Below are 18,535 nucleotides of genomic sequence, written 5' to 3' on the forward strand. Positions count from 1 at the left end.
ACGAATTCAAATACATAAAAAGGAAACAACATGAAATTGTTTAAATCTATAAGTATTCTAACTCTAGCCTTATTCATTCTAACTTCTTGCGGAAGCAATTTAGGAAGTGTGGTTAGTAATATGACTGAGTTAAAATCGGCTATTGATAAAGCTCAACCAGGAGATGTTATTGTAATGTCAAATGGTATTTGGAAAGATGCTGAAATAGATTTTAAGGCCAAGGGTTTAGTCGATAAACCTATCGTTTTAAAAGCAGAAACTCCAGGACAAGTTTTTATTGAGGGACAATCATTTTTAAAAATTGCTGGTCATTATCTTGAGGTTCACGATCTGTACTTCCGAAATGGTTATACACCTATTAATAGTGTTATTCAATTTAAAAGCGACAAAGAGAATGCGGCATACGATTGTAAGGTGGTAAATTGTGTCATTGAGAATTTTACGCAATTAGATAGAAGAAAAAAAGATCATTGGGTAGAATTCTGGGGACAGCGTAACCAGTTGCTATCTTGTTATATAGCTGGAAAGTCTAATAATGGACCAACAGTTAGAGCTGAATTAGAGGGAAATCAACATGCAAATTGTCATCACGTAATCGCTCATAATTATTTTGGCCCACGTCCAAGAAGAGGAGGACCAAGAGGTGAAACAATGCAATTAGGTGATAGTTATACATCAATGGTTCCTGCTTTTATTGAAGTAAGAGATAATTTTTTAGACAGGTGTAATGGTGAGGTAGAGGTTATTTCCAGTAAATCGAATTACAATCAATTCATCAATAACGTTTTTTATAAGTGCGAAGGATCGCTTGTATTGCGTCATGGGAATTATGCTACTATCGATTCCAACTGGTTTATTGGAGATGATAATTCAGATAATATTGGAGGAGTAAGAGTGATTAATACGGGTCACTGGATTACCAACAATTATTTCTACAACTTAAAAGGAAACGAATTTCGCAGTGCTATTGCTGTAATGAATGGAATTCCAAAATCACCATTAAACAGATACAACCAGGTTACAGATGTGGTAATAGCCCATAATAGTTGGGTTGATTGTATTAGTCCATTGCAGTTTAGTGTCGGTTCTAATGTAAATAAGAGTGATGTTTTGCCAAAATCAGAGATTAGATCAGCACTTCCTATTCGAACAACAGTTGCTAATAATATCATTTATAATAGCAAAACGGTAAGTAAAGCTATCGTAAAATATTATGACACTCCGGGTGATATTGATTTTAAATATAACTATGTAAGTGGAGTTGAGGGTGTTGAAAATATAGATGGTTTTATTAATACAGAAATGAATGTTAGTAATGGGCAATCGAATGTGCCTTTTGTTCAATTAGCAGATTCTAATGCCAAACTGTTCGACGGATTCGATTTTTCCACTATAAATAACGATATATTCTCAAATAGCCGTAGTGCAAATCAAGCGGGTGCAATTTGTGCAGTTAAGGATGCAAAATATAAAGTGATTGATGTTGATAAGTATGGACCATCTTGGTTTGTAGTTTCAAAGGGGAATGCAAATGCAAAGCGTGTTACTGTGAAATCGAGTGAGGATCTTTATGCTTCATTTGAAAAAGCAAATAATGGCGATACGATCATTATTGATGCTGACATACTGAAGCTGAATAAAACGATTCAAGTAAATAAAAGTGTAGTTCTTGCTTCTAGTAAAAAAGAGCAGCAAGTAAGTCTGCAATTTACATCGGAAGAAAATGTTCCAGCCTTTGAATTAGGCCCAGGTGTAGATATTAATCTAAAACACCTAATTGTTGAAGGATCAAAAACTTTAACCTGTTTTGAACCTAATCATGCAGATATGTCAATTGCAGCAAATGTGTTTGTTGACGATTGTACGTTAAGTGGATTTAATTCCATTTACAGATCTAAAAAAGGTTCGTTTACAGATACAGTAAAAGTGGTTAATTCAGTAATGAAAAACTTGGTTAATGGGTTTATTCTACATTCGGAAACGGATGATAAAGGAGACTATAATGCAGAGTTTTTGATTCTAGAAAACAACCAAGTAAGTGATGTTGAAAATGTATTTGTTGACTTCTATAGAGGAGGATATGATGAATCTACCATCGGCGGAAACTTTGTATTCAATAATAATACAGTTGAACGAGCAGGTAAAAGTGGTTCTGATGAAATTCTATTGAAAACTCAAGGGATTGTTAATGTTCAGGTTTTGAATAACACCTTTAGTTCTGTTCAGTCAGGTTTCATTGCTAGGTTGTGGGGAGAGAAAAATAATGTGGAAAGTGGAAATACAATTCAAGGAAAGTCAAAAATTGTAACAGATGAATTTCTGACTCAAAAACTGCTGTATTAGCATTTGAGTCATAATAATAAAATTTAAAAAGGATAAGATTGGGAGAGAGGTTGATCCTCTTGCTAAATAAAATATTTACTAAAAAAATAGCTAATCATGGAAAAGAAAACAGAAAGACAAAAGTTTTTTACATCAAAAGAAATGAAGTGGGAAGATCTTGGAGGAGGAGTTCAACGTCAGCTCTTAGGTTACGACAATCAAATTATGATGGTGAAAGTGAAATTTGAGAAAGGTGCTGTTGGATCTACTCATGAGCATTTTCATACACAATCTACTTATTGTGCTGAAGGTAAATTTGAATTTACAATTGGCGACGATGTTAAGCTTGTCGGAGCAGGTGATGGGGTTTACATTAAACCGAATTTACCTCATGGTGCTGTTTGTTTAGAGGCAGGAATTCTAATTGATGTATTTAGTCCTGTTCGTGAAGATTTTTTAGATGGTAGTGCAGTTTCTTATTTTGGGAAGTAAGCTAAGGCCTTAACTAATAATTAAATACATTTCTTATGAAATTAAAAGGTTTAAGATGGTGGATTATTGGCTTGATAATGCTTATCACAATAATAAATTATCTGGATAGGGGAACGCTCAATTACATGTGGGTTGCCAATATAGAATACAAATTAGTCGACAACATTGATTCAGACCTGAGAAAAAATCAAGCTCAATTTAATGAGCAAGATAACACCTATCTTTTGGTAACTAAAAGAGGGGACGAAATTGTCCAAAGAGCTGATTATATTCACTTTAAAAATAAAGGGCAAATTGTAGTGAACCGTCAAGGTATGGCTTACGAACTAGGAATAGTTGAAGAAGGTGCAACACCTGAAGAGGCGTCAAGACAAGCCAAAAAACAACTAGGTATAATAACTATCTTTTTTATGATAGCCTATGGTCTTAGCCAAATGTTTTCAGGTAAATTATATGATAAAATAGGAACTCGTCGAGGTTTTGTGGTTTCTGTGTTTTTATGGGGAATTGCAGATGCTCTTACATCATTATCTCAAGGTAAAGTATCCTTAACTGGATTTAGAATGATGCTTGGTTTGGGTGAGGCTGGACCTTGGCCAGGAGCTACCAAGAGTAATGCAGAATGGTTTCCTCAAAAAGAACGGGCATTCGCACAAGGACTTTTTGGTGCCGCAGCATCTATAGGTTCTATTCTAGCTCCTATTATTATTCTAATGCTTTATATATCTATTGGTTGGAAAATGACTTTTGTAGTAGTCGGTGGTTTGGGTATACTTTGGTTAATTCCTTGGTTAATCATTAACAAAAAAGGGCCAAAAGAGCATCCATGGATTTCTGAAGAAGAAAAAGAATATATTTTGAGTGGTCAGCCAGAGGGAAAAGTTACCAATGAAGTAGGTAAAACATGGGGACAGTTATTGTCTAATAAGAAAAACTACTCTGTAATTTTAGGTCGTTTCTTTCTTGATCCAATTTGGTGGATGTTTGTTACTTTCTTACCAATGTATTTAGTTGAAGAATTTGGTTTAAACATTACAGAATTAGCATTCTCAGCTTGGATACCTTATGTAGGTGCAATGATTGGATCTGTCGCTGGTGGTTGGTATTCTGGTTACTTAATTCGTAAAGGTGCAACAGTGGATAAAGCAAGAAAAACTGCTATGGTATTAGGTGGTTCAATTATCATACCTGCTATAATTGCTTCAGTTTTGGTTCCAAATGCAGTATTAGCGGTTATTTTAATGGCGTTTGTATTAGGTGGATTCCAATTTATGATGACAAATATTCAAACTTTACCTAGTGATTTACATGGAGGAAAATCAGTGGGTTCATTAGCTGGATTAGGTGGTGCTTCTGCTGTATTAGGAGTCATCTTAGCAATTCTTTTTGCTGGTTACATTACAAGTTGGCCACTATTGTTCGGATTGCTTGGAGCCTTAGTTCCATTGTCATTGGCTTCAATTTTCCTAACTGTAGGTAAGATTGAGCAAATCAAATAAAGCTTTTAATTATAAAATCAATATAACATTTAAACAAATTATTATGAAAGCAGAAGGAAAAGTAGCCATCATTACCGGTGGAGGCGGTGGAATTGGTTTTCAAGTTTCAAAAAAATTAGGTCAAGATGGTTATTCTGTATTTTTAATGGATATAGCAGATGACGCAAAGGGAGCTGAAAAAGTAAAAGAGCTTGCCGCTGACGGAATTACCGCAGAGTATTTTAGCGTTGACCTTACAAAAGAAGATGGTGTAACTTCTACCATAAATAAAATTGGAGCAAAACAAGGTAAAATTGATCTTCTTGTAAATTGTGCAGGTGGACTAGGTGGAAGATCTCGATTTGAAGAGATGACCACTGAATTTTTTAGATTTGTAATGGCTTTAAATCTTGATTCAGCATTTTTTACATCAAGAGCAGCTATTCCTTTTCTTAAAAAAGGTAAAAATGCTTCAATTATAAATTTCACTTCTAATGCAGCTTGGAATGGCGGAGGCCCTGGAGCTGGTGTTTATGGAGCATCTAAGGGAGCAGTTCAATCACTTACAAGATCATTAGCAAAAGATTTGGCTGAATATGGAATTAGAGTAAATGCAGTATCTCCTGGTACTATTGATACGCCTTTCCATGCTCAAATTAAAGCGACTAAGCCTGAGGTATTTGCTTCATGGGCAAATAATATTATGCTTGGAAGAATAGGTAAACCAGAAGAAGTTGCTTCGGTTATATCTTTCTTAGCAAGTGATGATGCAGCTTTCATTACAGCTGAAACTATTCAAATTGGCGGAGGCCAAGCTTTAGGAATATAAGAGGTTTAGTTTTTTTATATATTTCAGTTTTTACGTCTGGAAATAACCAATATGAGGTCATATCCAGACGTATTTAACTTCTCCTTTAATTTGTGGAGAAAAGCAGAAAAGCTAAAAATAAAAAAAAAAGATCTGCAAATTACAAAGAATAAACAAATAGGTTTTTCTTAATTATGATACAGATTCTTTATCGTTAATTATTTAAAAGAAATATTTATTATGAATGCAAAAGGAAAAGTAGCTATTATTACTGGTGGAAGCGGTGGAATTGGTTTTCAGGTATCCAAAAAATTAGGTAAAGATGGTTATTCAGTATTTTTGATGGACATAGCAGATGACGCAAAAGGAGCTGAAAAAGTAAAAGAGCTTGCTGCTGACGGAATTACCGCAGAGTATTTTAGCGTTGACCTTACAAAAGAAGATGGTGTAACTTCTACTATAAATAAAATTGGAGCAAAACAAGGTAAGATTGATCTTCTTGTAAATTGTGCAGGTGGACTAGGTGGAAGATCTCGATTTGAAGAGATGACCACTGAATTTTTTAGATTTGTAATGGCTTTAAATCTTGATTCAGCATTTTTTACATCAAGAGCAGCTATTCCTTTTCTTAAAAAAGGTAAAAATGCTTCAATTATAAATTTCACTTCTAATGCAGCTTGGAATGGCGGAGGCCCTGGAGCTGGTGTTTATGGAGCATCTAAGGGAGCAGTTCAATCACTTACAAGATCATTAGCAAAAGATTTAGCTGAATATGGAATTAGAGTAAATGCAGTATCTCCTGGTACCATTGATACGCCTTTCCATGCTCAAATTAAAGCGACTAAGCCTGAGGTATTTGCTTCATGGGCAAATAATATTATGCTTGGAAGAATAGGTAAACCAGAAGAAGTTGCTTCGGTTATATCTTTCTTAGCAAGTGATGATGCATCTTTCATGACAGCTGAAACTATCCAAATTGGTGGTGGTCAGGCATTAGGGATTTAATAGGTTTCGCATTTTCATAAAGCCTTTGGTTAGCAGATTCCGGGGAGTTGTATTATTCCCAATCGCTTCCCGGAATTTTGTTTACTATTTAGAATCAAAATAGTAGGAGTCATATTACTATTGTCTTGCTTCTGAATTTGTAAGCCGTTTGCCGATAGCTGCAGGTGTAACTTGCGTTGAAATGGATCTTTGTTGATTGGAAAGAGCGTAATTGAAGAGAGAAATATAACGAGCTTACTCTGATAGCAAAAAGTGCTATGTAGATTGTTAAGGAATTAAGAATGCTGTAGTGTGAAGAAGAAAAGGTAGAATCCTTCGTTTTAAGATCGATTTGAAATTGTAGTGGTAGACCAATTAGTGAGAAATAGTAGGCGTAAAGGATATTAAGTTACTTTTTTTACTGATTTTTCTTAATCTGGGAATTTACAAAACTATTGAAAACATGGATTATGGCTTATTTCATGGGGCTTGTAGATATTTATTATTCTAGAAGTTTGTAAACAGATTAAAAGTAACTAAATTTGTACTACCAATAGTCTGTTCATATAGACTTGGTTGAAAATTTAGATACTTGTATGGACTTATTAGATAATTTTAAGACGATCGAGGTGGAAACACCTGTTGATAAAATTATTCGTCAGATTAGAGGTTTAATTGTTTCAGGATATTTAAATCCTGGGGATAAATTGCCTTCCGAAAGAAAGCTTTCAGAAAAGCTAGGGGTTGGTAGAACATATATCAGAGATGCTATAAAAAAATTAGAGTTTTTTGGTATATTAACCACGCTCCCACAATCGGGTGTTGTTGTAAATGGAATCAATATTTCAGCAATGGAAGGTTTGTTTTCTAATATAATGAAAATAGAGCGACCAGAATTCTTTTCTTTAGTTGAGGCTCGAGTAAATATGGAGATCTTTTCGGTGCGAGCTGCTGCTGAAAGAAGGACAGAGGATGATTTAAAAGAATTAGAAAAAGCATTGGAAGCGTATGAGGATAAGGCTATAAATAACCTTCCTGCTGAAAATGAAGATTTTCTATTTCATTTAAAGATTGCTGAAGCAGGTCACAACGCGGTGGTAAAAGCCATGATGTTAATTATTTTGCCTGATATTCTAGCCATATACAGAAAAGAACATGTTTGTAGTAAGGATGTGAAGGAGGGGAATTCAAATGAACATCGATCTATTTTGAAAGCAATTATAGATCAAGATGGTGAAAAATCAGCTTTACTAATGTCGAATCATTTGCACAAAGTTTTAGAGTTTAGTAAAAAAATATTGTAATGAGATTGTGCGTGAAAGCGCACTGTTTTTTTACTCAACGAAATAATTTCCCATACAATTTATTGCTTTTTTTAATCTACTTCTACAATTAATCAATCAGCATTTGATTGGTTTCTGCATGTTTCCTTTCTTATAATCAGGTTATTATTTTTTTTCTGTCCAATTCTTTTGTTCCATTATCAATGAATATATTTTCAGAGATAATCGGAATGATATGGTTATTTGTGCAAGATTAATGGGTAACAATGCATTTTCTTGCACAAGTTTTCTTGGATTAAATAAATTGTAGAATTAAAAATTAGGAGAGCTGGGCATAGTGCCGAAATTCTCAAATAAAAATGGGAATTATGGAACTATTAGAACCAATTTTTATTATTGTGGCTGGTGTATTTGCCGGATTTTTGAATGTAGTAGCAGGTGGTGGATCATTAATTACCTTACCTCTGCTAATTTTTTTAGGTTTGCCACCAACAATTGCAAACGGAACAAATCGAATTGCTATTCTGGCGCAAAACAGTTTTGCTATAGCCAAATTTAATCAAAAAGGGATAAGCTCTTATCCTTATAGTATTTATCTGGGAATCTCGGCTCTTTTTGGATCAACTATAGGAGCCTTCTTGGTTGTGGATATTGATGAAGACTTATTTAAGAAAATTCTTTCCATTGTGATGGTTTGCGTAGCCATTTTAATCCTTTTTAATTCAAAAGCGAGTCCGCTTGCTAATGGAGAGAAAATGGAATTTAAAAATCAAATGTGGGGAGTGATTAGTTTTTTCTTTATAGGGATTTATGGAGGTTTTCTTCATGCTGGAATAGGCTTCATTATTATTTTGGCTCTCACAAAAATAAATGGATTTTCACTAGTGAAAACCAATAGTATCAAAGTAACCGTTGCCTTGGTGTACACAATTGCCGCAGTAGGAGTTTTTATTTATAAGGATGCTATCAATTGGAAATATGCTTTGATATTGGCTATTGGAAATTCTGTTGGGGGATATCTTGGATCTGTATTCTCAGTAAAAAAAGGAGACAAGTGGATCAAAGGAATACTTCTGATCACCATATTAGTTTTGGCAATTAAATTGTGGTTTTATTAATCACATAGAACGATCGACTAATGATTCATGACTAGTTTTAAAATACAATGAATAAAAGAGTAATCACTTTTGGAGAAATTATGTTGCGATTGGCAACACCTGGCTATCAACGTTTTTCACAAACCGACATCTTTGATGCTACTTTTGGTGGAGGAGAGGTGAATGTTTCCGTATCATTGGCAAATTTCGGAATTTCGACTGCCTATGTTACCCGATTGCCGGATAATGATATTGGAAAATCCTGTAAAGAAATATTAAATAAATTTGGTGTTGATACTGGCCATATTATTTTGGGTGGAGATCGCATGGGAATTTATTATCTGGAGACAGGAGCGGTGGCCAGGGGCTCTAAAGTGGTTTACGATCGTGCTAATTCTGCTTTTTCAAGTTTAAAAAAGGGCATGATCGATTGGGATGAGGTATTTAAAGATGCTGGGTGGTTCCATTGGACTGGGATAACACCTGCTATTTCTCCCGGCGCTACTGAGGTGTTAGAGGAAGCATTGGTGAAAGCGAACGAAATGGGAATTACTGTTTCTTGTGATGTGAATTACCGAAGTAAACTTTGGAAAGAAGGGAATAAAGTGGAGGAGGTGATGCCACGCTTAATAGCTAAAACCAATGTGCTAATTGGAAATGAATTTGATGCAGAGAAAGTCTTAGGTGTTCCAATTAATCTGCCTCCAGAAGTAGAATATTCAAAATTTACCTTTGGCTTTGTTGCCAAGCAGCTCATGCAAAAATACCCAAAGCTCGAAAAGGTAATTACTACACGTCGAGGAACTATTAGCGCCAATTACAATACTTGGGTTGGAATAATGTTCGATGGCAAACAAGTGATCGAATCTTCCACCTATCAAATGACTCATATTGTTGATCGTGTAGGTGGAGGTGATGCTTTGATGGCTGGATTGATTTATGGTTTTCTTACTTATCCTGATAATTCTCAAAAGATAATTGATTTTGCTGTTGCTGCCTCATTTTTAAAACATACCATTTCAGGTGATGTGAATAATGTTAGTCTTGAAGAAGTGGAACAACTGATGAAAGGAAACATAGGAGGGGAAATAGATCGGTAGTAACATTTTTAGTGAACGCGAAGGGGTTATTCCTTGTTCCACGTCATGAACTAGTTATACGAACTACAATGGTTTTTCATTCCTAATTTCGTTTTGATAATTGTGCATAAAAAAACTCATCAATTTCTTGATGAGTTTTTAGTGAACGCGGAGGGATTCGAACCCCCAACCTCTACGGCCGTAACGTAGTGCACTATCCAGTTATGCTACGCATCCTTTTTGCTTTTTAAGGCGGTGCAAATATAGGTATTTTTCTATTAAAACAACACGACTCTGTTTAAATGTTACGAGAAAAATGTCTTTTTGTTATCCTGAAAATATAATAAGGAATTTCTTCAGATGGATTAAAACAAAAGGTTGTGACGAAACCAAGCTAGTAAAATATTTTTCTATTGGTGTTAAATGCTGAAAATAAGAACCTTAGGCCAATCGAAGAGCTGAAGTGAAAATATTGGAAATGTAAGTTTTATCAGAAATATAATAAAGCTGTCCTATTTTTGGAGATGGTTTTTGCCTTAATAATTCCCAGTTTGTAATCTTGTAAATAGTAAGAACAAAAAAACTCACAATTTATTGATAGAGACTGAATTTATTACTTATGATCACAATTTGAACTAATTCATTGACTGATATAGTTTATTGTTGTAAATTAAGTCGTTGACAAATTATTAACGAATATATTTAACTATGAGATTTAGAATTCCACATTTTTGTATTTTAGTAATGGCATTATCAATAATTGCTTGCACTTCAAAAGAAAAGAAAGTAGAACGCCCGCCTAAAATTGCTCTCGAAGATTTCTTTAAAAATCCAGAAAAGACTTCATATAAGATATCTCCAGAAGGAACAAAATTCTCTTATCGAGCTCCTTATCAGGATAGAATGAATATTTTCATTCAGGATATTGCCAGTGATAAATCGGTTCAAATTACCTTTGAAACTGATCGCGACATATCAGGATATTTCTGGGCTAACGAAAATCGAATATTGTATTTGAAAGATAATGGAGGAGATGAAAATTTTAAACTTTACGGTGTTGATATTGATGGTAAAAATTTAGTGTGTTTTACCGATTTTGAAAATGTAAGAACTGGTATTATCGATCGATTGGATGAAATTTCTGATGAGATCATCATATCTATGAATAAGAGAAATCCTCAGGTTTTCGATCCTTATCGTTTAAATATAATTACAGGAGAACTTACTATGCTTTATGAGAATCCTGGGAATATTTCTGGTTGGATTACAGATCATGATGGGAAATTAAGAGCTGCAATGTCTGTTACCGATATGGTTAATTCTACATTATTGTATCGTGAAACCGAGAATGACGAATTTAAACCAGTTATTACAACTAGTTTTAAAGAGACATTATCTCCACAATTCTTCACGTTCGACAACAAAATGCTGTATGCCAGTTCTAATATTGGCCGCGATAAGCAAGAGATAGTGATTGTGGATCCTGCTACAGGTAAAGAAACTGAATCATTGTTTGCTCATGATATGGTTGATGTAGAAAGCTTATCGTATTCAAAGAAAAGAAAGGTTCTTACCTATGCATTGTATAGTACCGATATGGTTCACTATAAATTCTTCGATGATGAAAGTGAGAAGATGTACAATCGTGTTAAGAAAGAATTATCTGCTTACGATTGCTATTTTACGAGCACTAATAAAAATGAAGATAAGTATTTGGTTCGCACCTACAGCGATAGATCTTTAGGTGCTTACTATTTTTACGATAAAAATACTGATGAACTCAAATTGATTAGTAGCGTTAGTCCCTGGATGAACGAAGAACACATGGCCAAAATGAAGCCTATTCACTATACTAGTCGAGACGGTAAATTGATACATGGCTACCTAACTTTACCTGTTGGTGTTAAAGCAAAAAAACTTCCTGTTGTGGTTAATCCACATGGAGGTCCATGGGCAAGAGATGAGTGGGGCTTTAATCCCGAAATTCAATTCCTTGCAAATAGAGGATATGCTGTTCTTCAAATGAACTTTAGAGGTTCTACTGGTTATGGTCGCGACTTCTGGGAATGTTCATTCAAGCAATGGGGACAAAGTATGCAGGATGATATAACAGATGGTGTAAAATGGGCTATAGAACAAGGTATTGCTGATAAAGATAGGATTGCAATATATGGCGGAAGTTATGGAGGTTATGCAACCTTGGCTGGTTTGGCTTTTACTCCGGATTTGTATAAGTGTGGAGTAGACTACGTTGGGGTAAGTAACATGTTTACTTTTATGAAAACATTCCCTCCTTATTGGGAGCCGTATCGACAAATGTTGTACGAAATGGCAGGAGATCCGGTAAAAGATAGTTTGATGTTTACACAAATTTCACCAGCATTTCATGCTGATAAAATTACCGCAGCTTTGTTTGTAGCCCAAGGTGCTAATGATCCTAGGGTAAATCTTGCCGAATCGGATCAAATGGTGGAAGCCATGAAGGCACGTGGAGTAGAAGTTGAATATTTGGTAAAAGACGATGAAGGTCATGGTTTCCGAAATCAGGAAAACCGTTTTGATTTTTATCGGACTATGGAAACATTTTTAGATGCTCATATGAAAGCAGAATAGATTCCTTCAGAGTTGACTAGTCCTATAAATGAGGATGTCTAATTTTAGGCATCCTCATTTTTGCATTTATTATGTGAACCCTTCTCCTAAAAGAGAAGGGGAGCTAGTATTGTAGATGTTTAGTATTATCCATCCTTTTTTTTATGGATTTCCTACAAAAAACTAAGCCGCGTTTTTATAATATTTAATTCCAAAATCTAAAGGACTTAGATAGTCTAAGGATGAGTGCTTTTTTTCTTTTATTCATCTTTGCAAAGATAAGGGCTTAACTTAGAGTCCAGTCAAAAGTAGTAGTTCCACTTTTACATGAGGGAGTAATAGTATCCTTTCTAATTAATAGGGGAGATAGTCTGCATTTCGATTCCCAAAGTCAGAGAATAATCGGAGAACGATTTGCTAAGGAATATCTAAAGAGAAGTAAATGAACTAACTCTTATTTTTACTATTTGTCTTGAATTTGGAAGTTAAGTTGTTACTAAAAAAGGATGTATTGCTTGAATACATCCTTTTATTAGTTGTAAAAATAGACAAGACTTTGATTGGATGAATGTGCATACTTGCTCACTCGGAAAAAGTCTTTCCATTTTAGCAATTATGGGACCAAAACCAATTGGTTCAAATGACCGTCAATTATTGCAACTTCTTCTTTTGTCAAACTTGATTGAGCTGCTTTAGCATTCTGAATAGCTTGTTCTGCATTTCGTGCTCCAACCAAAGCAATCGAAATTGCAGGTTGTTCGAGTGTCCATAAAATAACCAACTGTCCAAGGCTCAATCCTTTTGAATCAGCAATTGGTTTGATTTTGTCTAGAAATTCATTGGTGCGACGAAGATTTTCATCTTTATAAAAAGCTCTTGTTGCACGTTGATCGCCTTCTCCAAATTTATACCCGGGTTTCATTTTTCCAGTTAACAATCCTCTTTCGAGAGGACTGTAAGCGATAATTCCTTTTCCTTTTTCAAGAGAATAGGGAACGATTTCTTTCTCGATATCGCGCAGCACCATGCTGTAAGGAACCTGGTTCGAGGCCAGATTTATATATTTCTCTGCTTCCGCAAATTGTTCTGCATTGTAGTTGCAAACACCAGCATAACGAACTTTTCCTTGCTTAATCAACTCATTAACCGCGTACATTGTTTCTTCAATAGAAGTGGTAACATCTGGCCAGTGAAGCTGGTAAAGATCAATATAATCAGTACCCAATCGCTTCAAGCTATCTTCACATTCTTTGATGATGCTTTCCTTGCCAGCATATTTGTAAATATCAATGTCTTTTCCATTGTTATCTTGGGATTTGAAAACGTGTGTGCCTTTTGCTAAGTCCCAACGCATTCCAAATTTGGTAAGAATTTGTATTTTATCTCTAGGGATGTCTTTTATTGCCTGTCCAACAATTTCTTCACTGAAGCCCTGTCCATATACTGGAGCCGTATCAATGGAGGTTACCCCTAAATCATAAGACGATTTTATTGCTTTTACGGATTCATTTTGTTCTGTACCTCCCCATAACCAACCGCCAACGGCAAATGAACCAAATGTGATGGCTGAAAGAGTAAGATCAGTATTTCCTAATTTTCTGTATTTCATATGTTTATAATTTTATGTTTTTACCATATGGAACTTACCATATAATCATCTCCCTGTGTGTAGGAAGCTTTATACATGGACGTTTCATATGTGTAAATAATATATAAGTTCTTACGAGCAAATTTGTATTAGCTCTATTTTATGTGTTCACTTAGGGGCGCGGAAGAAGATTGTAAAATTCACTGTTTTTATTCTGTGTTTCTTCAGCCTTACTCTATTCATACTTATTATCTAGATGCTCGCGCATAGGCAGAAGATTGTCTGCTATGAATTCTATTTTGGGGTGTTTATCTATTTATTAATCGGCAAATGGATTTGTTCTAACTTTTTAACAGGGCAAATTTACGTATAAAATATGTTAGTCGACAGATTATTTGAGGTAAATATGAATAATTTATTGGTTGTAAAACAACCAGTATCAGCTCTTAAGATCAAAAAAGTTGTTTACTACTCGGAATCAAGGGATAGGAAGGGGGCTAGTAAAGCAGTGGAATGTTTTTTTAGGGGCCTCTCATTGTATATTTTAAAATTTGTGCATTAAAAAAGAGAGTCTCAAATGGATGAAACTCTCTTTTATTGCGGAGAGAGAGAGGTTACGGCTCGCGTTCCTCGTCATGAACTCGTGACGAACCCTAAATTTTTACGGCCGTAACCCAGAATTAGTCATGCACTATCCAGTTATGCTTTTGTTTTTATATTACTAGAAGGATATTTTGAGGAGAGCAAATTCAAACGTAAGATTCGCGATGATTACAAATTACTCTATAAAACAAAAAAACTCACTAATTTCTTGGTGAGTTTTTTGTGAACGCGGAGGGATGATTCCTCGTTCCTCGTCATAAGCTAGGTACGAACCCCCAACCTCTACGGCCGTAACCCAGAATTAGTCATGCACTATCCAGTTATGCTTTTGTTTTTATATTACTAGAAGGATATTTTGAGGAGAGCAAATTCAAACGTAAGATTCGCGATGATTACAAATTACTCTATAAAACAAAAAAACTCACCAATTTCTTGATGAGTTTTCAGTGAACGCGGAGGGATGATTCCTCGTTCCTCTTCATAAGCTAGGTACGAACCCCCAACCTCTGCGGCCGTAAGCCAGAAGTCGTGATGCACTATCCAGTTATGCTTTTGTTTTTATATTACTAGAAGGATATTTTGAGGAGAGCAAATTCAAACGTAAGATTCGCGATGAGTAAAAATCGGTGTGTAAAACAAAAAAACTCACCAATTTCTTGGTGAGTTTTCTGTGAACGCGGAGGGATGATTCCTCGTTCCTCGTCATAAGCTAGGTACGAACCCCCAACCTCTACGGCCGTAAGCCAGAAGTCGTGATGCACTATTCAGTTATGCTTTTGTTTTTATATTACTAGAAGGATATTTTGAGGAGAGCCAATTCAAACGTAAGATTCGCGATGATTACAAATTACTCTATAAAACAAAAAAACTCACCAATTTCTTGGTGAGTTTTCTGTGAACGCGGAGGGATGATTCCTCGTTCCTCGTCATAAGCTAGGTACGAACCCCCAACCTCTGCGGCCGTAAGCCAGAAGTCGTGATGCACTATTCAGTTATGCTTTTGTTTTTATATTATTAGAAGGATATTGTGTGGAGGGCAAATTCAAACGTAAGATTCGCGATGAGTAAAAATCGGTGTGTAAAACAAAAAAACGCACCAATTTCTTGGTGAGTTTTCTGTGAACGCGGAGGGATGATTCCTCGTTCCTCGTCATAAGCTAGGTACGAACCCCCAACCTCTATGGTCGTAACCCAGAAGTAGTGATGCACTATCCAGTTATGCTTTTGTTTTTTTTAGTAGAATATTTTGTGGTGGGTAAATCGAAAATGTTGTGTAAAACAAAAAAACTCACCAATTTCTTGGTGAGTCTTCTGTGAACGCGGAGGGATTCGAACCCCCAACCTCTACGGCCGTAACGTAGTGCACTATCCAGTTATGCTACGCATCCATGATTACCTTGGTAATGCGGTGCAAATATAGATAAAATTTACATTTTGGGTCTATAAAAATCATCTTTTTTTTAATTAAAATGATTGGTTTCACTGGAGGGTATATTAAAAAACTCTAAATCTTTTAGTTAGGATTCGAGTTAAGAATATTTTAGACTAAATTTACCTTGTTCATGTTTATTTTTTCATAGAACCAAGTATAATGCTTTAGGTTTTGTACTTTTGTTATGTAAAATCATATAAATAAATAATATAATGAAGAAGTTTCTAAAGTTTTTTGGAGGATTTGTAGTCTTAATTTTAGCTCTACTAATCATTTTACCCTTTTTCTTTAAGGATAAAATAATGGAACTGGTGAAAACCGAAATTAATAATACGATAGATGCGGAGGTTCAAATAGGAGATTTGTCTTTATCAATGTTTAAAAATTTCCCAAACTTGTATGTTGAGCTCGAAAATGTAAGTGTTGTTGGTAAAAATGAATTTGCAAATGACACCTTGGCTTCAGTCGGTAGTTTATACACTGCAGTTAATTTGCGCTCAGCTTTGTCTGGTACTCAAATAAAAGTTGGTGCAATTGTATTGGCCAATGCAAAGGTGAATGCAGTTGTTTTGGAATCTGGTAAAGCAAATTGGGATATTGTAAAAGAAACTGATGAGCTAATGGTGGAAGAAGAGACTGGTGAGGTTTCCGATTTTAAAGTGATTTTTGAAGAAGTGCGTATTGAAGATTTCTTTTTGCGTTACGCTGATGCATCCATAAAAACAGTTCTTATTATGGATGATTTGGATTTGACATTAAATGGTGATTTTACAGTGAAATCAACGAATCTAAATGTGAAATCACAAATTACAGGAGTCGATTTAGATTACGATGGTGTAAAATATTTGAAAAAGGCAGATGTTACTCTTGATGCCGTTCTTGAAGCTGATCTTCAGAATATGACATTCACATTTAAAGAAAATAAACTGACCTTAAATGAGCTGGTGTTTGGTATCGATGGAAATGTTGGAATGCTTGAAGATGGTTATAGTCTGGATTTGAAAATGAATGCTCAAGAGGCAGATTTCAAAACATTGCTTTCAATGGTTCCTGATGTGTTTAGAGCCGATATTAAAGGTATAGAGACCAACGGAACTCTTGCATTAACAGCTTTTGTAAAAGGGGACTATAAAGAAGAGTATATGCCTTCATTTGGGGCCAAGTTAGCTGTTCATAAGGCAACCCTTAAATATCCTGATCTAAAAGAGTCAATTAATAATATTACCATAAACGCGGAAGTAAAACATCCGGGTGGAGATTTGGATCTATTAACTGCTGATGTAAATTCATTTCATTTTGAGGTTGCTAACAACCCATTCGATGCAGAAATTCATGTAAAGAATCCAATGTCAGATCCTTACATGAATGGCTTATTTAAGGGGGTTATCGATTTCGCAAAAATTCGCCACGCAATCCCAATGGATAGCATAAAAATTAAGGGGATTGTTACTTCTGATGTTAGTTTTAGCGGAAAGATGTCTGCCATAGAAAAAGAGGAATATGAAAAAATCACGACCAAAGGGGATGTGAAATTGAAAAATTTTGAATTTTCCACTCCTGATTTCCCTCAGGGAATTAAGATTATTAGTTCTGTTCTGAATTTTACACCCAAGTACATCAGCTTAACTTCTTTTAACTCCAAAATTGGAACTTCTGATATTCAGTTAACAGGAAAGATAGAGGACTACATTCCTTACATTTTAAAAGATAAAGTTTTAAAAGGAAACTTCAATTTGACTTCTAATTTGTTCGATTTAAATGAATTTATGAATGGGAAAGAGGAAGTAAAAGCAACTGCGGATACAATTCCTTTAACAGCGGTTGAGATTCCGGCTAATCTCGACTTGAGATTAGTTTCTTCCATGAAGCTGATTCAGTACGATAAAATGGATATCCAGAATGTTAATGGTTTAATTGTTGTTAAAAATTCAAAAGCACAGTTGACAGACTTATCCATGGAAATGCTAAGAGGGTCGATGACAATGAATGGTTCGTACAGTACTAAGAATATTCAGAAACCAGCCATCGATTTTGGTTTGGATGTGAAGAATTTTGATATCAAATCAGCATACGAGTCATTGAGCATGATAAAGGAAATGGTGCCAATTGCTATGAATTGTTCAGGTAAGATTTCATCCGATTTAGAAATAACCTCTTTGCTTGATCAGGAAATGAGCCCAGTAATGAGTAGCTTGAATGGAAAGGGTGCTATTCACTCCAAAGAGATTATTATAAAAGACAATAAAGCATTCAATGCCTTGGCCTCAGCATTAAAAAATGACAAGTACAAGCGGATATCTGTAACCCAATTCGATATGGATTTTGTGATAACAGATGGAAATGTGGAAGTAAAACCATTTGAGGCTAAAATTGCTGGCAACCCTGCCAAAATATATGGAACGCAGTCGGTTGATGGAAAATTGAATTTTACCATGGATATGAAATTGCCAAAAGAGGAGTTAGGCAAAGAGGTAAATCAGTATTTCGATAAATTGCCAGGGTTTGATGAAGTTAAAGTACTTGATGTTACTGTGAAAATCACTGGTACGGTTGATAATCCAAATGTAAAGCTTGATTTAAGCAAAGCAATTAAACAGGCACAAGAGGCAGTTGCCAAAGAGCTGGAACGACGAGCCAAAAAAGAATTGCAAAAGAAAGGTAAAGATTTATTGAAGAGTTTATTCAAGTAGAAAAAACTTACAATATTCAAGATAGAACGGAGAATCATAATGGTTCTCCGTTTTTTTTGCCTCCGTTTTTTGTACTATGGCAAAAAA

11 protein-coding genes and 2 tRNA genes are annotated in these 18,535 nt (G+C 35.1%); 10 read left to right on the forward strand and 3 right to left on the reverse strand.

Going from position 1 to position 18,535, the window contains the following annotated elements; genetic code table 11:
- The first annotated feature begins 30 nt into the window (after nucleotides 1-30).
- The 8 genes from ALGA_RS16895 to ALGA_RS16930 all read left to right on the forward strand — a co-directional run bounded on the left by ALGA_RS16895 (nucleotide 31) and on the right by ALGA_RS16930 (nucleotide 9,564).
- A complete protein-coding gene (locus ALGA_RS16895; RefSeq protein WP_197705599.1) occupies nucleotides 31-2,343 on the forward strand; it encodes a chondroitinase-B domain-containing protein in 2,313 nt (770 codons plus the stop codon).
- A gap of 96 nt (nucleotides 2,344-2,439) precedes the next feature.
- Complete coding sequence (locus ALGA_RS16900) at nucleotides 2,440-2,814, forward strand: cupin domain-containing protein (RefSeq protein ID WP_096431169.1); 375 nt, start codon at nucleotides 2,440-2,442, stop codon at nucleotides 2,812-2,814.
- A gap of 35 nt (nucleotides 2,815-2,849) precedes the next feature.
- The gene (locus ALGA_RS16905; RefSeq protein WP_096431171.1) at nucleotides 2,850-4,313 is read left to right on the forward strand and encodes an MFS transporter; all 1,464 of its coding nucleotides are present in this window, start codon (nucleotides 2,850-2,852) and stop codon (nucleotides 4,311-4,313) included.
- Nucleotides 4,314-4,356: 43 nt separating this feature from the next.
- Complete coding sequence (locus ALGA_RS16910; RefSeq protein WP_197705600.1) at nucleotides 4,357-5,121, forward strand: SDR family NAD(P)-dependent oxidoreductase; 765 nt, start codon at nucleotides 4,357-4,359, stop codon at nucleotides 5,119-5,121.
- Between the two features lie 219 nt (nucleotides 5,122-5,340).
- The gene (locus ALGA_RS16915) at nucleotides 5,341-6,105 is read left to right on the forward strand and encodes an SDR family NAD(P)-dependent oxidoreductase (protein ID WP_197705601.1); all 765 of its coding nucleotides are present in this window, start codon (nucleotides 5,341-5,343) and stop codon (nucleotides 6,103-6,105) included.
- 575 nt (nucleotides 6,106-6,680) lie between these two features.
- Complete coding sequence (locus ALGA_RS16920) at nucleotides 6,681-7,388, forward strand: FadR/GntR family transcriptional regulator (RefSeq protein WP_096431175.1); 708 nt, start codon at nucleotides 6,681-6,683, stop codon at nucleotides 7,386-7,388.
- A gap of 347 nt (nucleotides 7,389-7,735) precedes the next feature.
- A complete protein-coding gene (locus ALGA_RS16925; RefSeq protein ID WP_096433721.1) occupies nucleotides 7,736-8,485 on the forward strand; it encodes a sulfite exporter TauE/SafE family protein in 750 nt (249 codons plus the stop codon).
- A gap of 47 nt (nucleotides 8,486-8,532) precedes the next feature.
- Nucleotides 8,533-9,564 carry a sugar kinase gene (locus ALGA_RS16930; protein WP_096431177.1) on the forward strand — a complete coding sequence of 344 codons (1,032 nt, stop codon included), beginning with the start codon at nucleotides 8,533-8,535 and terminating at the stop codon, nucleotides 9,562-9,564.
- 142 nt (nucleotides 9,565-9,706) lie between these two features.
- On the opposite strand, the gene ALGA_RS16935 is transcribed toward ALGA_RS16930, so the two are convergent.
- A tRNA-Arg gene (locus ALGA_RS16935) sits at nucleotides 9,707-9,780 on the reverse strand.
- A gap of 471 nt (nucleotides 9,781-10,251) precedes the next feature.
- On the opposite strand from ALGA_RS16935, the gene ALGA_RS16940 reads away from it, so the two are divergent.
- Entirely contained in the window at nucleotides 10,252-12,156 is a 1,905-nt protein-coding gene (locus ALGA_RS16940) for a S9 family peptidase (protein WP_096431179.1), read from the forward strand.
- Nucleotides 12,157-12,748: 592 nt separating this feature from the next.
- On the opposite strand, the gene ALGA_RS16945 is transcribed toward ALGA_RS16940, so the two are convergent.
- Nucleotides 12,749-13,744 carry an aldo/keto reductase gene (locus ALGA_RS16945; protein WP_096431181.1) on the reverse strand — a complete coding sequence of 332 codons (996 nt, stop codon included), beginning with the start codon at nucleotides 13,742-13,744 and terminating at the stop codon, nucleotides 12,749-12,751.
- 1,896 nt (nucleotides 13,745-15,640) lie between these two features.
- Nucleotides 15,641-15,714: transfer RNA gene (locus ALGA_RS16955), tRNA-Arg, on the reverse strand.
- 256 nt (nucleotides 15,715-15,970) lie between these two features.
- Here ALGA_RS16955 and ALGA_RS16960 point away from each other — a divergent pair.
- A complete protein-coding gene (locus tag ALGA_RS16960; protein ID WP_096431185.1) occupies nucleotides 15,971-18,448 on the forward strand; it encodes an AsmA family protein in 2,478 nt (825 codons plus the stop codon).
- Nucleotides 18,449-18,535: the final 87 nt, after the last annotated feature.

Source organism: Labilibaculum antarcticum, from assembly GCF_002356295.1.
Classification (GTDB): Bacteria; Bacteroidota; Bacteroidia; order Bacteroidales; family Marinifilaceae; genus Labilibaculum; species Labilibaculum antarcticum.